Below are 14,967 nucleotides of genomic sequence, written 5' to 3'. Positions count from 1 at the left end.
GGCGCGGCGCGGCAAGGGGTCGGGCCGCGAAACCGCCCTCAGCCCCACGCGATTTCGGGCGGCGGGGCGGATTGCGCCTCGCCCGGCATCGGACGCACGCGCAAGACCCGCAGGGCATTGAGAATGACGGCGACGTCGATGACCTCTTGCAGCATCGCGCCCTGCACAGGGCTCAGATAGCCGAACGCCGCCGCGACCATGCCCAGCACCGACAGGCCAAGCCCCGCCACCACGCTTTGGCGCGCGATCGCCACGCTGCGCCGCGCCACGACCATGCCCGGCAGGATCCGGTCGAGGTGATCGACCAGCAGCACCACATCCGCCGCCTCAGCCGAGGCCGCCGCACCGCGCGCGCCCATCGCCACACCCAGATCGGCGGCGGCAAGCGCGGGGGCATCGTTCACCCCGTCGCCCACCATCATCACCGGGCCATCCTTGCGCGCGCTCAGCACCGTCAGGACCTTCTGGTCGGGCGTCAGGTCCGCGTGCAGCGCATCAAGGCCCAGATCGCGCGTCACCGCCTCGGCCACGGCGCGCCGGTCGCCGGTCGCCAGCACGATGCGCTCCACCCCCTGATCGCGCACCGATTGCAGGAACCCGGCGGTGCCCGTGCGCAGCCCGTCGGCCAGTATCAGCCGCCCCGCCCAACGGCCGCCGACACCCAGCCCCACGCCAAGCTGATCGGCCGTGATCCCCGCGGCCGGCGGCGGCGTGTGCCCCAGCGTGCGGGCCACGAAATCAAGCCCGCCCACGACAACCTCCTGCCCGTCGATCCGGCCGGTCACGCCCTCGCCCGGCGCCTCGCGCAGGTCTGAGGGCACCGGAAGCGTCAGGCCGCGCGTCCGCGCCTCGGCCACGATGGACTGCGCGATCGGATGCTTGGACCCCTGATCCAGCGCCGCTGCCAGCCGCAGCACATCGCCCTGCGCGAATCCCTCTTCGGGCAGGATCGTGGCGATGCGCGGCCGCCCCTCGGTCAGGGTGCCGGTCTTGTCGAGGATCATCGTGCGCACGCGAGCCATCATCTCAAGCGCGCGGGCCCCCTTCACCAGAACCCCGGCCCGCGCCGCACGCGACACCCCCGCCACAAGCGCGACCGGCACCGCAAGGATCAGCGGACAGGGCGTCGCCACCACCAGAACCGCCACCGCGCGGATCGGATCGCCCGTCAGCAGCCAAGCCGCCCCCGCGATCGCCACCGTCACCAGCAGAAAGAGAACCGAGTAGCGATCCGCCATGCGCGCCATCGGCGCCTTCGACCTCTGCGCCGCCTCGACCAGCCGCACGATCCCGGCATAGGTGCTTTCGGCCGCGCGATGCGTGGCGACAAGATCGAAGGCCTCTCCCAGATTCGTGGCGCCGCTGATCACCGCCTCGCCGGAGGCGAAACGCTGCGGCAGGGCCTCTCCGGTCAGCGCCGACAGATCGAGCACCGCCTGCCCCTGCCCCGCGACCGTGCCGTCCACCGCCACCACATCGCCGCGGCGCACAAGCAAGCGGTCGCCCGGCGCGACATCGTCCAGCGCCACCTCTTCCAGCGTGCCGTCGCGGTGGCGCATCGCGCTGCGCGGCACCCGCTCCAGAAGGGCGCGCATCTCGTGCCGGGCGCGCCCTTCGGCATAGCTTTCAAGGAAACTTCCGCCGGAATACATCAGCGCGACAACGGCTGCCGCCAGCGTTTCGTCGAAGATCAGCGCGGCGCTCATCGACAGGGCGGCCACGACATCAAGCCCGACATCGCCGCGCCGCAGGCTCTGGACGATCTCGAGCACAAGCCCGGCCAGAACGGGCAGCGTGCCCGCGCTCCACACGATCCGGGCCGCGCCGGGAAATCCCGCCGCAAGCAGCAGAAGACCCGCCGCAAGCCCACCGGCGGCCACCCCCAGAAACCCCCATTTCATCACATCGTGCTTGTCCGGCATCCGCCCCATAGCCCCCGGCGCCCCGATACGCCCGGGGGCCAGACTGCCCGCGAAGCCGCGCCTGCGCAATGCACTGCTTGCGCCTTCTCAGACGCCGTCGTCGAACGGCTCGAAGCTTTCGGCGCGCGACCGGCGCCAGCGTTTGAGATAGCCGAACCTGTCGTCATCCTCGCGCAGCAGGAAGCCCACGGGCATGTAGGGATAGACCTCGTCGCCCACCACCATGTCGCGGTCGGTCTCGCGCATCAGCAGGTGGTGGGGCAGGAACTTGCCCGGATGATCGAGCCCCGCCGCCCCCGTCATCGCGCCAAGCGCCTTGAGCGTGTTGCGGTGGAAATTCGCCACCCGCACCGATTTGTTGGGCACCACCAGTGCCCGCTGGCGCAGCTTGTCCTGCGTGGCCACGCCCACCGGGCAGCGGTTGGTGTGGCAAGCCTGCGCCTGGATGCAGCCGATGGCGAACATGAAGCCGCGCGCGGAATTGGCCCAGTCCGCACCAAGCGCAAGCGCGCGGGCGATGTCGAACGAGGTCACCAGCTTGCCCGAGGCGCCGATCTTGACGCGGTCGCGCAACCCCACCCCGCGCAGCGCGTTATGGGCGAAGGTCAGCCCCTCGACCAACGGCATCCCCATATGGTTGGCGAATTCCAGCGGCGCGGCGCCGGTGCCGCCCTCCTTGCCGTCGATCACGATGAAATCGGGGGTGATGCCGGTGGCCAGCATCGCGCGCAGGATGCACATGAATTCGCGCCGATGCCCGATGCACAGCTTGAAGCCTACGGGTTTTCCCTTGCTCAGCTCGCGCAGGCGGCCGATGAACTCCATCATCTCCAGCGGTGTGGAAAACGCGCTGTGCGAGGCCGGAGAGATGCAGTCCTGCCCCATCGGCACGCCCCGCGCCTCGGCGATCTCGGGCGAGATCTTCGAGGCGGGCAGCATCCCGCCCTGCCCCGGCTTCGCGCCCTGGCTCAGCTTCAGCTCGATCATCTTAACCTGCGGATCCGCTGCGACGGCGGCGAATTTCTCGGGATCGAACGCCCCGTCCGGCGTGCGGCACCCGAAATAGCCCGAGCCGACCTCGTAGATCAGGTCTCCGCCTTCGCGGTGATAGCGGCTGATCCCGCCCTCGCCGGTATCATGGGCGAATCCGCCCAGTTTGGCGCCCCGGTTCAGCGCCATGATCGCATTGGCCGAAAGCGCGCCGAAACTCATGGCCGAGATGTTGTAGATCGAGGCCTCATAGGGTTGCGTGCATTCGGGCCCGCCGATGGTGACGCGGAAATCGGTATTCTCGATCTTCTTGGGATGGATCGAATGGGTCAGCCACTGATAGCCGCTGTCATAGACGCGCATCCGGGTGCCGAAGGGGCGCTTGTCCTCGACATTCTTGGCGCGCTGATAGACGAGCGAGCGTTCGTCGCGCGAAAACGGCTCTTCGTCCTGGTCGCTTTCAATCAGGTATTGCCGGATCTCGGGGCGGATGCCTTCGAACAGAAAGCGCATGTGCCCCATCACGGGATAGTTGCGCAAAATGGCATGGCGCTTCTGGCGCAGGTCGTTGATGCCAAGCGCGGTCAGAAAGCCGAACAGCGCCAGCGGCAGCACCATCCAGTGCGACCAGAGCAGCAGGATCGCGGACAAAAGCGCAAGCGCCGCCGCAAGAGCGAGGGCCGAGTAGCGGAAAAGATCATTGAACATTCGATACTTACCCCAAGTTTGACCATTGGCACCGCAAGGCGCCCCGGCTCAGGAAATGCGTTCCTCGGCGGTGGCAAGGCGCGCCACCAGCTCTTGCACCCGCGCGGCGTTGGAGGGCGCGATGCGGCCATCGGAATTGATGCGGTTGTTCTCGAACCCGATGCGCATCTTGCCGCCAAGCGCGGCGGCGCGGATCAGGCAGTCGGTCTCTTGCGGGCCGAAGGCGCAGACGGCCCAGTCGACCGGCAGGCCAAGCCCGCGCAGCGCGGCCAGCGGCGCCTCCAGATCGGCGGGCGCAGAAACCTGCCCCTGCGCATAGCGCCCCAGCACCAGAAGCACCGCGAGCCCTTCGCGCGCGATCGTGCCATCGGCCACCAGCGCCCCAAGCCGTTGCACATCGGCCGGATCGTAAAGGATGTGCTGCACCGCGATCCCCGCCTCCTGGCAGAAGGCGAAGAAGTCGCGCGTCAGCCGCGCGTCGGGTTCGGTGGTAATCTCGCGCAGCGCCACCGAGACCGCGCGCGGGCGCACGGCCCTGACCAGCGCGCGCTGTTCGGCGGCGCTGTAGCGGCCGACCGCCTCGGTCGTGATCTGGACGTAAAGCCCCGGCGCGCGGCGCGCCAGCTCGTCCAGCAGCTCACGGTAGAGGCCCGCATCCAGCACATGGTGCTGGTCGGCATCGCGCACATGGGCATGCAGCCCGTCCGCCCCCGCTGTCTGGCACTCCAGCGCGCAATCGACGATCTGCGGAACGCTGACCGGCAGCGCCGGATGATCGGCGCGCGTCAGCCGCGCACCGTTCGGGGCCACCATGATGCGCGGCAGCGCGGTCATGCCGCAAGCGCCCTGTCGATCGCGCCCGACAGCTTGCCGACCAACTCGTCGATCTGGGCGTCCTCGATGATGAAGGGCGGCGCAAGCAGCACATGGTCGCCCCGCTGCCCGTCGATCGTGCCGCCCATCGGATAGCAGATGAGGCCGGCCGCGAAGGCCTCGGCCTTGATGCGGGCATTGAGCTTGCGCGCCGGATCGAACGGGGCCTTCGTGTCGCGGTTCTCGACCAGCTCGACGCCGCGGAACAGGCCCCGGCCGCGAATGTCGCCCACATGCGGATGCTGGCCAAGCGCAGCATGAAGTGCGGCATCCAGCTTGTCGCCCTGCGCGCGCACCCGCGCAAGAAGCCCCCCGTCAAGGATCTGCTCCAGCACCGCATTCGCGGCCCCCGCCGCCATCGCATGCCCCATATAGGTGTGGCCGTGCTGGAAAAAACCGGATCCCTTGGCGATGGCATCGTAGATCCGGCCATGGCACAACAGCGCGCCGATGGGCTGATAGCCCGCACCCAGCCCCTTGGCGATGGTGATCATGTCGGGGGCCACGCCGTCCTCTTCGCAGGCGAACAGGCGCCCGGTGCGCCCCATGCCGCACATCACCTCGTCCAGGATCAGAAGGACGCCGTGGCGGTCGCAGATCTCGCGGATGCGCTTCAGATAGCCGGGCACGGCGGGCACGGCGCCGGCAGTGGCGCCCACCACAGGCTCGGCCACGAAGGCCATCACGGTTTCGGGGCCAAGCCGCTCGATCTCGGCCTCAAGCTCGTTCGCGGCGCGCAACCCATAGGCCTCGGGGCTCTCGCTCTCGGCACGCTCGCGGTATTCGTAGCAGGGCGCAATATGGCTGGTTTCCACCAGCATCGGCGCGAATTGCGCGCGCCGCCATTCGTTACCGCCCGTGGCAAGCGCGCCAAGCGTGTTGCCATGATAGCTTTGGCGCCGCGCGATCACGCGGTGGCGCTGCGGCTGGCCGATCTCGAGGAAATACTGCCGCGCAAGCTTCAGCGCGGCCTCGACCGCCTCGGACCCGCCCGAGACGAGATAGACCCGCTCGATCCCCTCGGGCGCGTGCGTCACCAGCGTATCGGCCAGCCGCTCGGCGGGTTCCGAGGTGAAAAAGCCGGTATGCGCAAAGGCCACCTGATCGAGCTGCGCATGAAGCGCCGCGCGCACGGCTGCGTTGGAATGGCCAAGGCACGACACCGCCGCCCCGCCCGAACCGTCAAGGTAGCGCTTGCCGGAGGCGTCGATCAGATAGCAGCCGTCGCCCGCGACGGCGACGGGAAGCGCACCCCTGGTGGAGCGGCCGAAGATATGGCTAGGCATTTTCAGGTCCTGACAACATAAACCGATTGGCGGGCATGGCGCACGACGCGCGCGGCGTTCGGGCCAAGCAGGTAGTCTTTCAGTTCGGGCCGGTGCGAGCCGATCACGATCACGTCCACCGAAAGCTTGTCGGCGGCGCGCAGGATCTCGTCATAGATCGTGCCGTGCAGAACGTGAGGACGGGCCTCGACACCGTCGGACACGTTCGCGTTCACCCACTCCTTGAGGGTGGCGCCGAAAGAGGCAAGCGCCTCTTTCTCGAACCCCTTGCGGAAATAGCCGCTGACCTGCGCAAAGCCGAAATCGGGCATCACCGATACGACATGCAGCACGCCCCCGTCACGCAGAAGCTCCAGCGCGGCGTCCAGCGGGGCCTTGTTTCCCTCGGGGTTGCTCAGGTCGATCGTCAGAAGGACAGTCTTCGCCATGACGGGATCTCCTCAGAATGCGGGCTTGGTCTGGCGGCGGCGCTGCATCAGCACGACCCCGGCCAGAAGCAACAGCGCAGGAATGTAGAACAGCTGCTTGGGCATGCGATGCGCGGGGCTGAGCACGCTGAGCACCTCGACCCGTTCATCAAGGTAGAAGTCGAAGCCCGACAGCTTTTCCTGATAGGGCGTGCCGAACATCGGCTCTTCCATGAACAGCCTGTCGCCCTCGGGCATCAGCAGAAGGCCCGCGGCATCGGCGCGCCCGGTGGCCGGATCGGCCTCGGCCACGGAATGGACCAGCGTGGTCTGCGTCACTTGCCCGGTGGTGAAGGACGGGCCGGACACCACGAAGCGGATGTTCTCGCCCGGTTCGGCGGCATCGAAGGCCGCGGCAAGTTCCGTCGCGGGCCGTTCCTCGAAGCGCGGCTGGATCCGGTCAAGCCAGAAGCCCGGCACGAACAGCGTGAAGGCCACCAGCAGCAGCGCGGCACTTTCCCACCATTTCGACGGCGCAAGGAAATAGCCCTGCGTCGCGGCGGCAAAGAGAAGCATGGCGATGGTGGCCACGAAGAACACGAAGATCGCGTGGAGCATGCCCGCCCAGGTGCCCAGATCGACGCCGTAAAGGATCAGCGTGGGGTTGTAGATGAACAGGAAGGGCAGCGCGACGGTGCGCAGGCTGTAGAAGAACGCCGTGAACCCCGTGCGGATCGGATCGCCCCCCGATACGGCCGCCGCCGCGAAAGAGGCAAGCCCGACGGGCGGCGTCACATCGGCCATGATCCCGAAATAGAACACGAACAGATGCGCCGCGATCAAGGGCACGATCAGCCCTTCCTGCGCGCCAAGCGTCACCACCACCGACGCCATGAGCGAGGACACCACGATATAGTTCGCCGTGGTCGGCAGGCCCATGCCCAAGATCAGCGAGAACACCCCGATCAGCAGCAGCATGATCATCAGGTTGCCGCCCGACAGCATCTCGACCAGGCCGGCAAGTTCGGTCCCGATCGGGGTCTTGGTGACGGTGGCCACGATGATGCCCGCCGCCGCCGTGGCAACGCCGATGCCGATCATGTTGCGCGCCCCCGCGATCATCCCCTCGATCAGGTCACTGATGCCGGCGCGGAACGCCTCGGAGGTGTTCTCGCCCCGGAACATCGCCTTCAGCGGGCGCTGCGTGACGATGATCAGCAGCATCACCGCAACCGCGTAGAAGGCCGATTTGGCGGGCGACTGCATCTCGACCATCAGGAACCAGACCAGCACGAGGATCGGCAGCAGGTAATGCAGGCCGGTCGGAAAGACCTCGGCCACCGTGGGCAGCGAGAACTTCTTGGAGTTGGGGTCGTCAAGCTCGAGGTCCGGGTGGCGCGCGGCGGTGCGCACGGCCAGCACATAGACCACACCGATCACGGCAAGGACGATCGGATCAGCGATCGCGGGGGCCGCCGCGCGCAGCCCCTGGATGCCGTAGATCAGCGCCGTGAAGGCAATCCCCGACACGACGAACCCCACGAAGATCTTGAGGAACATCCGTGACAGGCTGGCCGCCGCGCCAAGCGCGGGCATGTCCTTCTTCAGCGCCTCAAGATGCACGATATAGACCAGCGCGATATAGGAAATCACGGCCGGGATGAAGGCGTGCTTGATGACCTCGACGTAAGAGATGCCGACAAATTCGACCATCAGGAAGGCCGCGGCCCCCATCACCGGAGGCATGATCTGCCCGTTTACCGAGCTTGCCACCTCGACCGCGCCAGCCTTTTCCGAGGAAAAGCCCACGCGCTTCATCAGCGGAATGGTGAAGGTGCCCGTGGTCACCACATTGGCGATGGACGAGCCAGAGATCAGCCCCGTCATGGCCGAACCGACGACCGCGGCCTTGGCCGGCCCGCCGCGCAGCGCGCCAAGCCCCGCGAAGGCAAGCTGGATGAAATAGTTGCCCGCGCCCGCCTTGTCGAGGATGGCGCCGAACAGCACGAAAAGAAAGACGAAGGCCGTCGAAACGCCAAGCGGAATGCCGAAAACGCCCGTGGTATCAAGCCATTGCGCGTTGATGATCGCGGTGAAGGACAGGCCCGCATGTTCGATGATGTCGGGGATCAGCCAGCCCGTGCCCATATAGGCATAGGCCAGGAACAGCGCCCCCACCACCGTCAGCGCCGGGCCAAGCGCGCGGCGCGATGCCTCGAGCAGCAGCACGATGCCCACGGCGCCAATCACGATCTGCACCTGCGTGGGAAGCCCCGCCCGCGCCGTCATCGCCAGATCGCGCGAGAAGAGGAAGACATAGAAGGCACAGCCCGCCGCCACGATCGCCAGTACCCAGTCCACGACCGGGATCCGGTCACGGGGCGAGGATTTGAACGCCGGATAGGCCAGATAGGCCAGCAGCACCGCAAAGGCCAGGTGGACCGGCCGCGTCTGGGACGAATTCAGGACCGGCAGGAACTTGGCGAACCAAAGCTGCGGCTGCGCGATCCAAAGCTGAAACAGCGACCACAGGAAGGCCATCACCGATATGAACAGCGCCACATTGCGGTTCGTGGGCGCGCGTCCGCCGCTATCGGTGCTTGCGACAAGATCCTGAAGTTCGGCATCGGTGAATTCGCGGCCGGCATCTTTTACATCTTCGGTCATACTGGTCCCCCTGCGGCAACATGCTGCGAAAAAAGGGCCGCCACGCTTCTGCGTCGTGGCGGCCCGTCCCGTATCAGCCCGGACGGCCCGCGCCGCCCGGAGACAAGATCACTCGATCAGGCCGGCTTCGCGGAAATACTTCTCCGCCCCCGGATGCAGCGGGGCCGAAAGCCCGTCATTGGCCATCTCCTTGGGGTCGAGATTGGCGAAGGCCGGATGCAGGCCGCGGAACTGGTCCATATCCGAGAACACCGCCTTGACCAGCGCATAGACGACATCCTCGGACACCGCGGCCGAGGTCACAAGCGTCGCGCCCACGCCGAAGGTCTGCACATCCGCGTCGGAACCGCGATACATCCCGCCCGGAATGGTGGCCTTACGGTAATAGGGATGCTCGGCCACAAGTTGATCGACCGCATCGCCCGCAACGTTCACCAGGACCGAGTCGCACGCCGTCGTCGCCTCCTGGATCGAGCCGGACGGGTGACCCACGGTGTAGACCATCGCGTCGATATTGTTGTCGCACAGCGCCTGGCTTTGCTCGGCGGCCTGAAGCTCGGAGGTCAGGGCGAAATCGCCCATCGTCCAGCCAAGCGCGTTCATCAGCACTTCCATCGTGTCACGCTGGCCCGAACCGGGGTTGCCGACATTGACGCGCTTGCCCTTCAGATCCTCGAAATTCGTGATCCCGGCATCGGCACGGGCCACCACGGTAAAGGGCTCGGGGTGGATCGAGAAGACCGAGCGCAGATCGGGATTCGCGCCCTGCTCGGCGAAAGACCCCTCGCCGTTGAAGGCCTTGAACTGCACGTCCGACTGGGCAACGCCGAATTCAAGCTCGCCCGAACGGACGGCGTTTACGTTGTAGACCGAACCGCCGGTGGATTCCACGCCGCAGCGGATGCCATGTTCGGCGCGGGTCTTCGCCAGCATCCGGCAGATCGCCCCGCCCGTCGGGTAATAGACGCCCGTCACGCCGCCGGTGCCGATCGACACGAACTGCTGATCCTGTGCCATCGCGGGGGCCGCGAGCATGGACAGGGCAACCGCCGCCCCGAGAGACTTCATGTACATGGTATTTCCTCTCTGTGGTTAATCGAGAATCTTCACTCGTTGACACGTTTGTTTCATGAACCAGCAAGATATAATTCAATTGTATTGTCAACCGCCCTCGACCACGATTAGGCTGAGGAAAATCGGAAAAGACATTACCCATGCCCATGTCGACGCAGATCCCGCTTCGCGAAAAGCTGTCCCGCATCGCGTCGACGGGCGCCCCCACGATTTCGGGGTTTGCCACATGGGTTCTGGATCACATGTCGGACGTGGCGTTCAACTCGGTGCGCGGGCTGGCGCATAAGGCCGAGGTCAACCCCAACACGGTCACCCGGCTGGCGCGGGAACTGGGTTATGACGGGTTCGACGCCTTTCGCGCCGACGTGCAGCAGGCCTTCCGCCAGCAGACGATCTATGCCGCGCGCGCGCAGGCGCTTCTGAACCGGCCCGGCGCGGACATCTTTTCCGAGATGGTCCAGGCCAACCGCCTTAATGCCGAACATCTTTATACCAATGAGATGCTGGGCCTTCTGGAGACCTGCATCGACCCGCTTTTGCAGGCGCGGCGGATCTATTCGGTGGGGGTGCGCAGTTGCTATTCGATCGCGCATTACTTCGCCTATGTCGGCAGCATGGCCTTCCCGAACTTCGTCGAGGTGCCCTCGCTTCCCGGCGCGATCATGGACCAGATCTCGCTCTCGGGCCCCGAGGACATCCTGGTCGCCATCACCTTCGAGCATTACTCGACCGAGGTCGTGCGCGCCTGCCAGATTGCGCATGAGTGCGGCACGCGCGTGCTTGCGCTGACCGATACCCACATGTCGCCCATCGCGGCGGGCGCGTGGCGGGTGGTGCCCCTGCCGATGGGCGGGCCGCAGATCGTGCCCTCGCTCAGCTCAGCCTTCGCGGTGGTCGAGATGCTGCTGGCGGGCATGGCCTCGCGCTCGGACATGGCGGCGCGCAACATCAACGCCTTCGAAAGCCGGATTGCGCAGTTCGGCGGCTATCAGCGCGGCTGAGCGCGCCTAAAGGGCGCGCATCGCCCGCCGCGCACGCCAGCCGGAAATGGCGAAGGCCGCAAGGAACATCGCGGTCAGGATCAGCACGATGGTCGGCGCGGGCGCGCTGTCGAGCCAGAAGCTGGCCCAGATGCCGCCCGTTCCCGCGCTCAGCGTCACGCCCACGGCAACCGCCATCATCGCCGCGAAACGCCGCGTCAGCAGAAAGGCAATGGCGCCCGGTGCGATCAGGAATCCGACCGCAAGGATGATGCCCACGGAACTGAGCATCGCCACGACGGTTGCCGAAACCGCCGCCAGAAGCCCGTAATGCAGCGCCCGCACCGGCAGGCCGATCACCTGCGCCTGCACCGGGTCGAACGCGTGCAACAGCAGGTCGCGCCATTTCAGAAGCAGCAGGGCCGCCACCAGCGTCGCGATCGCGCCCGAAACCGCAAGGTCGCCCCGCCCCACGCCCAGCATGTTGCCAAACAGGATGTGGTCCAGATGCACGTCGGACTCGATGCTCGTGTAAAGCACGACGCCAAGCCCGAACATCCCCGAGAAGACCACCCCCATCACCGTATCGGGCTTGACCCGGCTGTTATCGCCCACGAACCCCGTCGCAAGCGCACAGAGCATTCCCGCGACGAAGGCCCCGAGGATCAGCGGCAGCCCCGCCACATAGGCCAGCACCACCCCAGGCAGGACCGCATGGCTGATCGCATCGCCGATCAGCGACCAGCCCTTCAGCACCAGAAAGCATGACAGGATCGCCGCCGGCACCGCAATGATGGCGGTGATCGCAAAGGCATTCTGCATGAAGGGCAACTGGAAGGGTAAAAGCAGGCTTTCCATCACGCCCCCATCCCCGGCCCCGGCGCGCGAAGCGCCTGCGCGGCGCGGCGCCGTGCCGCCAGAAGGCCGTGCTTGGGGGCGAACACGAAGGCCGCGGCGAACAGCAGCGTTTGCAGGCAGACGATCACGCCCCCCGTCGCCCCGTCGAGGAAATAGCTCAGATAGGCGCCGATGGCGCTTGTCCCCGCGCCGATCGCCACCGACAGCGCGATCAGCCGCGGAAAGCGGTCCGACAGAAGATAGGCCGTGGCGCCGGGCGTCACCACCAGCGCGATCACCAGAAACGCCCCCACCGTCTGCATCGCGGCCACCGTGCAACCCGCCAGCAACGTGAAGAACAGCACGCGCAGCCGCTCTGGCCGCAGGCCGATGGCGCGGGCATGGGTCTCGTCGAAGAAGGTCACCATCAGGTCGCGCCATTTCGCCAGCAGGATCAGCATCGACCCCCCCCCGATCAGCACCAGTTGCAGCGTGTCCGAGGGGCTGATGGCCAGGATATTGCCCATGGTGATGGTCTGCACCGAAACCGACATCGGCGAAAGCGACACCATGAACAGCCCCAGCCCGAAGAACGAGGTGAAGATCAGCCCGATGATCGCGTCCTCCTTCAACCCGGTGCGGCTGTTCAGAAACAGCATGGTCAGCGCCGCAAGCCCCCCCGAAAGAAAGGCGCCAAGCGCGAAGGGCAGCCCGAGCATGTAGGCCCCCGCCACCCCCGGCACGATCGAATGCGACAGCGCGTCCCCGATCAGCGACCAGCCCTTGAGCATCAGGAACGCCGACAGGAAGGCGCAGACCCCGCCCACCAGCGCCGAGACCCAGATCGCATTGGTCATGTAGCCATAGCTGAACGGCTCAAGAAGCATCCTTGCCCCCGGCCCTGCGCGCCCTGTCGTCGTAAAAGACCAGCGCGCGCTCGTCATCGGTGAAGACGCTGACCCCGCGCGCATCGTCATCGTCATGCAGGTCCGCGCCGGCAAGCTCCAGATGCCGCAGCACGCCACCAAAGGCCATGCGCAGATTGGCGGGGGTAAAGACCTCGGCGGTGGGGCCATGGGCCAGCACCGTGCCGCGCACCATCACCACGCGGTCGCAGAATTCGGGGACCGAGCCCAGATCGTGGGTCGAGACGAGCATCACCCGCCCCTCGGCGCGCATGTCGCGCAACAGCGCGATGATCGCCTCTTCGGTCTTCACGTCGACGCCGGTGAAGGGCTCGTCCAGCAAGACCACCTGCCCGCCCTGGGCAAGCGCGCGGGCCAGGAAGACGCGCTTCTTCTGGCCGCCCGACAGCTCTCCGATCTGGCGGCGGGCGAATTCGGCCATTCCGACGCGCTCCAGCGCCTCGGCCACGGCGGCGCGGTCGGCCGCGCGCGGTCGGCGCAGAAAGCCCATATGGCCGTAGCGCCCCATCATCACGACATCCTCGACCAGCACCGGAAAGCTCCAGTCCACGTCCTCCGATTGCGGGACATAGGCCACAAGATTGCGCCGCTGCGCCTCGGCCACGCCAAGGCCAAGGATGCGGATCTGCCCCGTAGCCGCTGGAAGAAAGCCCATCAAAGCCTTGAAAAGAGTGGATTTCCCTGCTCCGTTCATCCCCACGAGCGCGGTGATCGTGCCGCGCGGGGTGGTGAAGCTTGCATCGCGCAGCGCGGTCAGGCCGTTGCGATAGGTCACGCTCAGCCCGTCGACGAAAAGCCCCTCCTGTCCGGTGTCGGGTGCACTCATGGCCGCAGCCCTTCCAGAATGGTCTGCGAGGTCACGCGCAGAAGGTCCAGGTAGCTGGGCACCGGCCCGCCGGCTTCGGACAGGCTGTCGACGTAAAGCAGCCCGCCATAGCGCGCGCCGGTCTCGGCCGCGACCTGGCGCGCGGGCTTGTCCGACACGGTGCTTTCCGAAAAGATCGCCGGAACGGCATTGTCGCGCATCGCGTCGATCACCCGGCGCACCTGCTGCGGCGTGCCCTGTGCATCGGCGTTGACGGGCCACAGATACATCTCTTTCAGCCCGTAATCCCGCGCCAGATAGGAAAACGCCCCTTCCGAGGTGACCAGCCAGCGGCGGTCTTCGGGCAAGGCGGCGATCGCATCGCGCAGGGGGGCGATGGTTTCCTCGATCCGGGCCTTGTAGGCCTCGGCATTGGCGGCATAGGTGGCGGCATTGCCGGGATCGGCGTCGCTCAGGGCATCGCGGATATTGTCGACATAGATCAGCGCCGAGCTGAGCGCCATCCAGCCATGCGGATTGGGCTTGCCCTCATAGGCGCCCTCGGCGATGGGCATGGGTTCAACCCCGTCGGACAGGACCGCCGCGGGCACATCGGGCATGTTGGCAAAGAATTGCTCGAACCAGCGTTCCAGATTGAGCCCGTTCCACAGGATCAGGTCGGCATCCATCGCACGCAGGATGTCGCGCGGGGTCGGCTCATAGCCGTGGATCTCGGCCCCCGGCTTGGTGACCGACACGACCTCGGCCGCGTCGCCCGCCACATTCGCCGCCATATCCGCAATGACCGTGAAGGTTGTCACGACCTTCAGGCGGTCCGCCGCCTGCGCGACCGCCGGAAGGCCTAGGAACATGGCAAGGGCCATCAGCAAGGAACGCATTGGCATCACGGTCTCCGATCTTGCCCATCCTGCGGGCTACATGCGAATGATTTGCATCTGGATCGGGAAAGGTCAAGCCTCTTGCGAATGATTCCCATCTGAGGCATTGCGCGCACTTGAACCGCAGATGAAATCCGGGGCAAAATGTCACCATGAACGATCTGAGCCCACAGGACCGCCAGCACGAGCTTGAGACCGCCCTGCGCGGGGCCGGGGTGCGCATCACGCGCCAGCGGGCCGCGCTATTGCAGGTGCTGGCCGATGCAGAGGATCACCCCGACGCGCCCGAGCTTCTGCGCCGCGCGCGGCAGGTGGAGCCGGGCGTTTCGCTGTCCACCGTCTACCGCACGCTGGCCGAGCTTGAGGCGCAGGGCGTCGTTCACCGCCTTGCCTTCGAGGGCCAGTCATCGCGTTTCGAAACCGCCGACCGCTCGCACCACGATCACATGATCGACGTGGAGACCGGCGAGGTGATGGAGTTCTGCTCGGACCGGATCGAGCGCCTCCAGGCCGAAATCGCCGCCGAAATGGGCTATGAGATCGTGCATCACCGCATGGAGCTGCACGTCCGGCGCAAGCGCAAGATCTGATCC

Annotated in this window: 13 protein-coding genes; 2 read left to right on the top strand and 11 right to left on the bottom strand. The window is 66.5% G+C overall.

All coding sequences use genetic code 11. From position 1 onward, the window contains the following. Positions 1-38: 38 nt before the first annotated feature. The 7 genes from AC4PTO_RS06885 to AC4PTO_RS06855 form a co-directional block, all read right to left on the bottom strand. The gene (locus AC4PTO_RS06885) at positions 39-1,922 is read right to left on the bottom strand and encodes a heavy metal translocating P-type ATPase (RefSeq protein WP_492732991.1); all 1,884 of its coding nucleotides are present in this window, start codon (positions 1,920-1,922) and stop codon (positions 39-41) included. Between the two features lie 87 nt (positions 1,923-2,009). Then, on the bottom strand, positions 2,010-3,620 hold the full coding sequence (locus AC4PTO_RS06880; RefSeq protein WP_492732990.1) for an FMN-binding glutamate synthase family protein: 1,611 nt from the start codon (positions 3,618-3,620) through the stop codon (positions 2,010-2,012). A 48-nt stretch (positions 3,621-3,668) separates the two neighbouring features. After that, positions 3,669-4,454, bottom strand: a complete 786-nt coding sequence (locus AC4PTO_RS06875; protein ID WP_492732989.1) for a beta-keto acid cleavage family enzyme — start codon at positions 4,452-4,454, stop codon at positions 3,669-3,671. After that, on the bottom strand, positions 4,451-5,779 hold the full coding sequence (locus AC4PTO_RS06870) for an aspartate aminotransferase family protein (RefSeq protein WP_492732988.1): 1,329 nt from the start codon (positions 5,777-5,779) through the stop codon (positions 4,451-4,453). Before AC4PTO_RS06870 ends, AC4PTO_RS06875 begins: the two co-directional genes overlap by 4 nt. A gap of 2 nt (positions 5,780-5,781) precedes the next feature. Then, complete coding sequence (locus AC4PTO_RS06865; protein ID WP_492732987.1) at positions 5,782-6,207, bottom strand: universal stress protein; 426 nt, start codon at positions 6,205-6,207, stop codon at positions 5,782-5,784. 12 nt (positions 6,208-6,219) lie between these two features. Next, a complete protein-coding gene (locus tag AC4PTO_RS06860) occupies positions 6,220-8,853 on the bottom strand; it encodes a TRAP transporter permease (protein WP_492732986.1) in 2,634 nt (877 codons plus the stop codon). 108 nt (positions 8,854-8,961) lie between these two features. Beyond that, positions 8,962-9,927: a TAXI family TRAP transporter solute-binding subunit gene (locus tag AC4PTO_RS06855; RefSeq protein ID WP_492732985.1), complete on the bottom strand. Its 966-nt coding sequence runs from the start codon at positions 9,925-9,927 to the stop codon at positions 8,962-8,964. A 140-nt stretch (positions 9,928-10,067) separates the two neighbouring features. Between AC4PTO_RS06855 and AC4PTO_RS06850 the strand changes: the two genes are divergently transcribed. Further along, complete coding sequence (locus tag AC4PTO_RS06850; RefSeq protein ID WP_492732984.1) at positions 10,068-10,928, top strand: MurR/RpiR family transcriptional regulator; 861 nt, start codon at positions 10,068-10,070, stop codon at positions 10,926-10,928. 6 nt (positions 10,929-10,934) lie between these two features. On the opposite strand, the gene AC4PTO_RS06845 is transcribed toward AC4PTO_RS06850, so the two are convergent. Genes AC4PTO_RS06845 through AC4PTO_RS06830 form a run of 4 tightly spaced genes read right to left on the bottom strand, consistent with a single transcriptional unit; the run spans position 10,935 to position 14,380 of the window. Continuing rightward, positions 10,935-11,765 (bottom strand): metal ABC transporter permease, encoded by an 831-nt coding sequence (locus AC4PTO_RS06845; RefSeq protein ID WP_492732983.1) that lies wholly within the window; start codon positions 11,763-11,765, stop codon positions 10,935-10,937. Beyond that, positions 11,765-12,631, bottom strand: coding sequence for a metal ABC transporter permease (locus AC4PTO_RS06840; protein WP_492732982.1), 867 nt, complete (start codon positions 12,629-12,631; stop codon positions 11,765-11,767). The genes AC4PTO_RS06845 and AC4PTO_RS06840 overlap by 1 nt, the downstream gene beginning before the upstream one ends. Continuing rightward, positions 12,621-13,496, bottom strand: a complete 876-nt coding sequence (locus AC4PTO_RS06835) for a manganese/iron ABC transporter ATP-binding protein (protein WP_492732981.1) — start codon at positions 13,494-13,496, stop codon at positions 12,621-12,623. Before AC4PTO_RS06835 ends, AC4PTO_RS06840 begins: the two co-directional genes overlap by 11 nt. Further along, positions 13,493-14,380 (bottom strand): metal ABC transporter substrate-binding protein, encoded by an 888-nt coding sequence (locus AC4PTO_RS06830; RefSeq protein ID WP_492732980.1) that lies wholly within the window; start codon positions 14,378-14,380, stop codon positions 13,493-13,495. The genes AC4PTO_RS06835 and AC4PTO_RS06830 overlap by 4 nt, the downstream gene beginning before the upstream one ends. A gap of 146 nt (positions 14,381-14,526) precedes the next feature. Between AC4PTO_RS06830 and AC4PTO_RS06825 the strand changes: the two genes are divergently transcribed. Continuing rightward, positions 14,527-14,964: a Fur family transcriptional regulator gene (locus AC4PTO_RS06825; protein WP_492732979.1), complete on the top strand. Its 438-nt coding sequence runs from the start codon at positions 14,527-14,529 to the stop codon at positions 14,962-14,964. Positions 14,965-14,967: the final 3 nt, after the last annotated feature.

The organism is Rhodobacter maritimus (genome assembly GCF_058747975.1).
Note: the sequence above shows the minus strand (reverse complement) of the source record. Positions and strands in the feature narration are given on the sequence as shown.

Excerpts from the sequence above, each read along its gene's own strand:
- AC4PTO_RS06885 (WP_492732991.1), bottom strand. The coding sequence starts at position 1,922 with ATGCCGGACAAGCACGATGTGATGAAATGGGGGTTTCTGGGGGTGGCC.
- AC4PTO_RS06875 (WP_492732989.1), bottom strand. The coding sequence starts at position 4,454 with ATGACCGCGCTGCCGCGCATCATGGTGGCCCCGAACGGTGCGCGGCTG.
- AC4PTO_RS06825 (WP_492732979.1), top strand. The coding sequence starts at position 14,527 with ATGAACGATCTGAGCCCACAGGACCGCCAGCACGAGCTTGAGACCGCC.
- AC4PTO_RS06880 (WP_492732990.1), bottom strand. The coding sequence starts at position 3,620 with ATGTTCAATGATCTTTTCCGCTACTCGGCCCTCGCTCTTGCGGCGGCG.
- AC4PTO_RS06855 (WP_492732985.1), bottom strand. The coding sequence starts at position 9,927 with ATGTACATGAAGTCTCTCGGGGCGGCGGTTGCCCTGTCCATGCTCGCG.
- AC4PTO_RS06870 (WP_492732988.1), bottom strand. The coding sequence starts at position 5,779 with ATGCCTAGCCATATCTTCGGCCGCTCCACCAGGGGTGCGCTTCCCGTC.
- AC4PTO_RS06845 (WP_492732983.1), bottom strand. The coding sequence starts at position 11,765 with ATGGAAAGCCTGCTTTTACCCTTCCAGTTGCCCTTCATGCAGAATGCC.
- AC4PTO_RS06835 (WP_492732981.1), bottom strand. The coding sequence starts at position 13,496 with ATGAGTGCACCCGACACCGGACAGGAGGGGCTTTTCGTCGACGGGCTG.
- AC4PTO_RS06850 (WP_492732984.1), top strand. The coding sequence starts at position 10,068 with ATGCCCATGTCGACGCAGATCCCGCTTCGCGAAAAGCTGTCCCGCATC.
- AC4PTO_RS06860 (WP_492732986.1), bottom strand. The coding sequence starts at position 8,853 with ATGACCGAAGATGTAAAAGATGCCGGCCGCGAATTCACCGATGCCGAA.
- AC4PTO_RS06840 (WP_492732982.1), bottom strand. The coding sequence starts at position 12,631 with ATGCTTCTTGAGCCGTTCAGCTATGGCTACATGACCAATGCGATCTGG.
- AC4PTO_RS06865 (WP_492732987.1), bottom strand. The coding sequence starts at position 6,207 with ATGGCGAAGACTGTCCTTCTGACGATCGACCTGAGCAACCCCGAGGGA.
- AC4PTO_RS06830 (WP_492732980.1), bottom strand. The coding sequence starts at position 14,380 with ATGCCAATGCGTTCCTTGCTGATGGCCCTTGCCATGTTCCTAGGCCTT.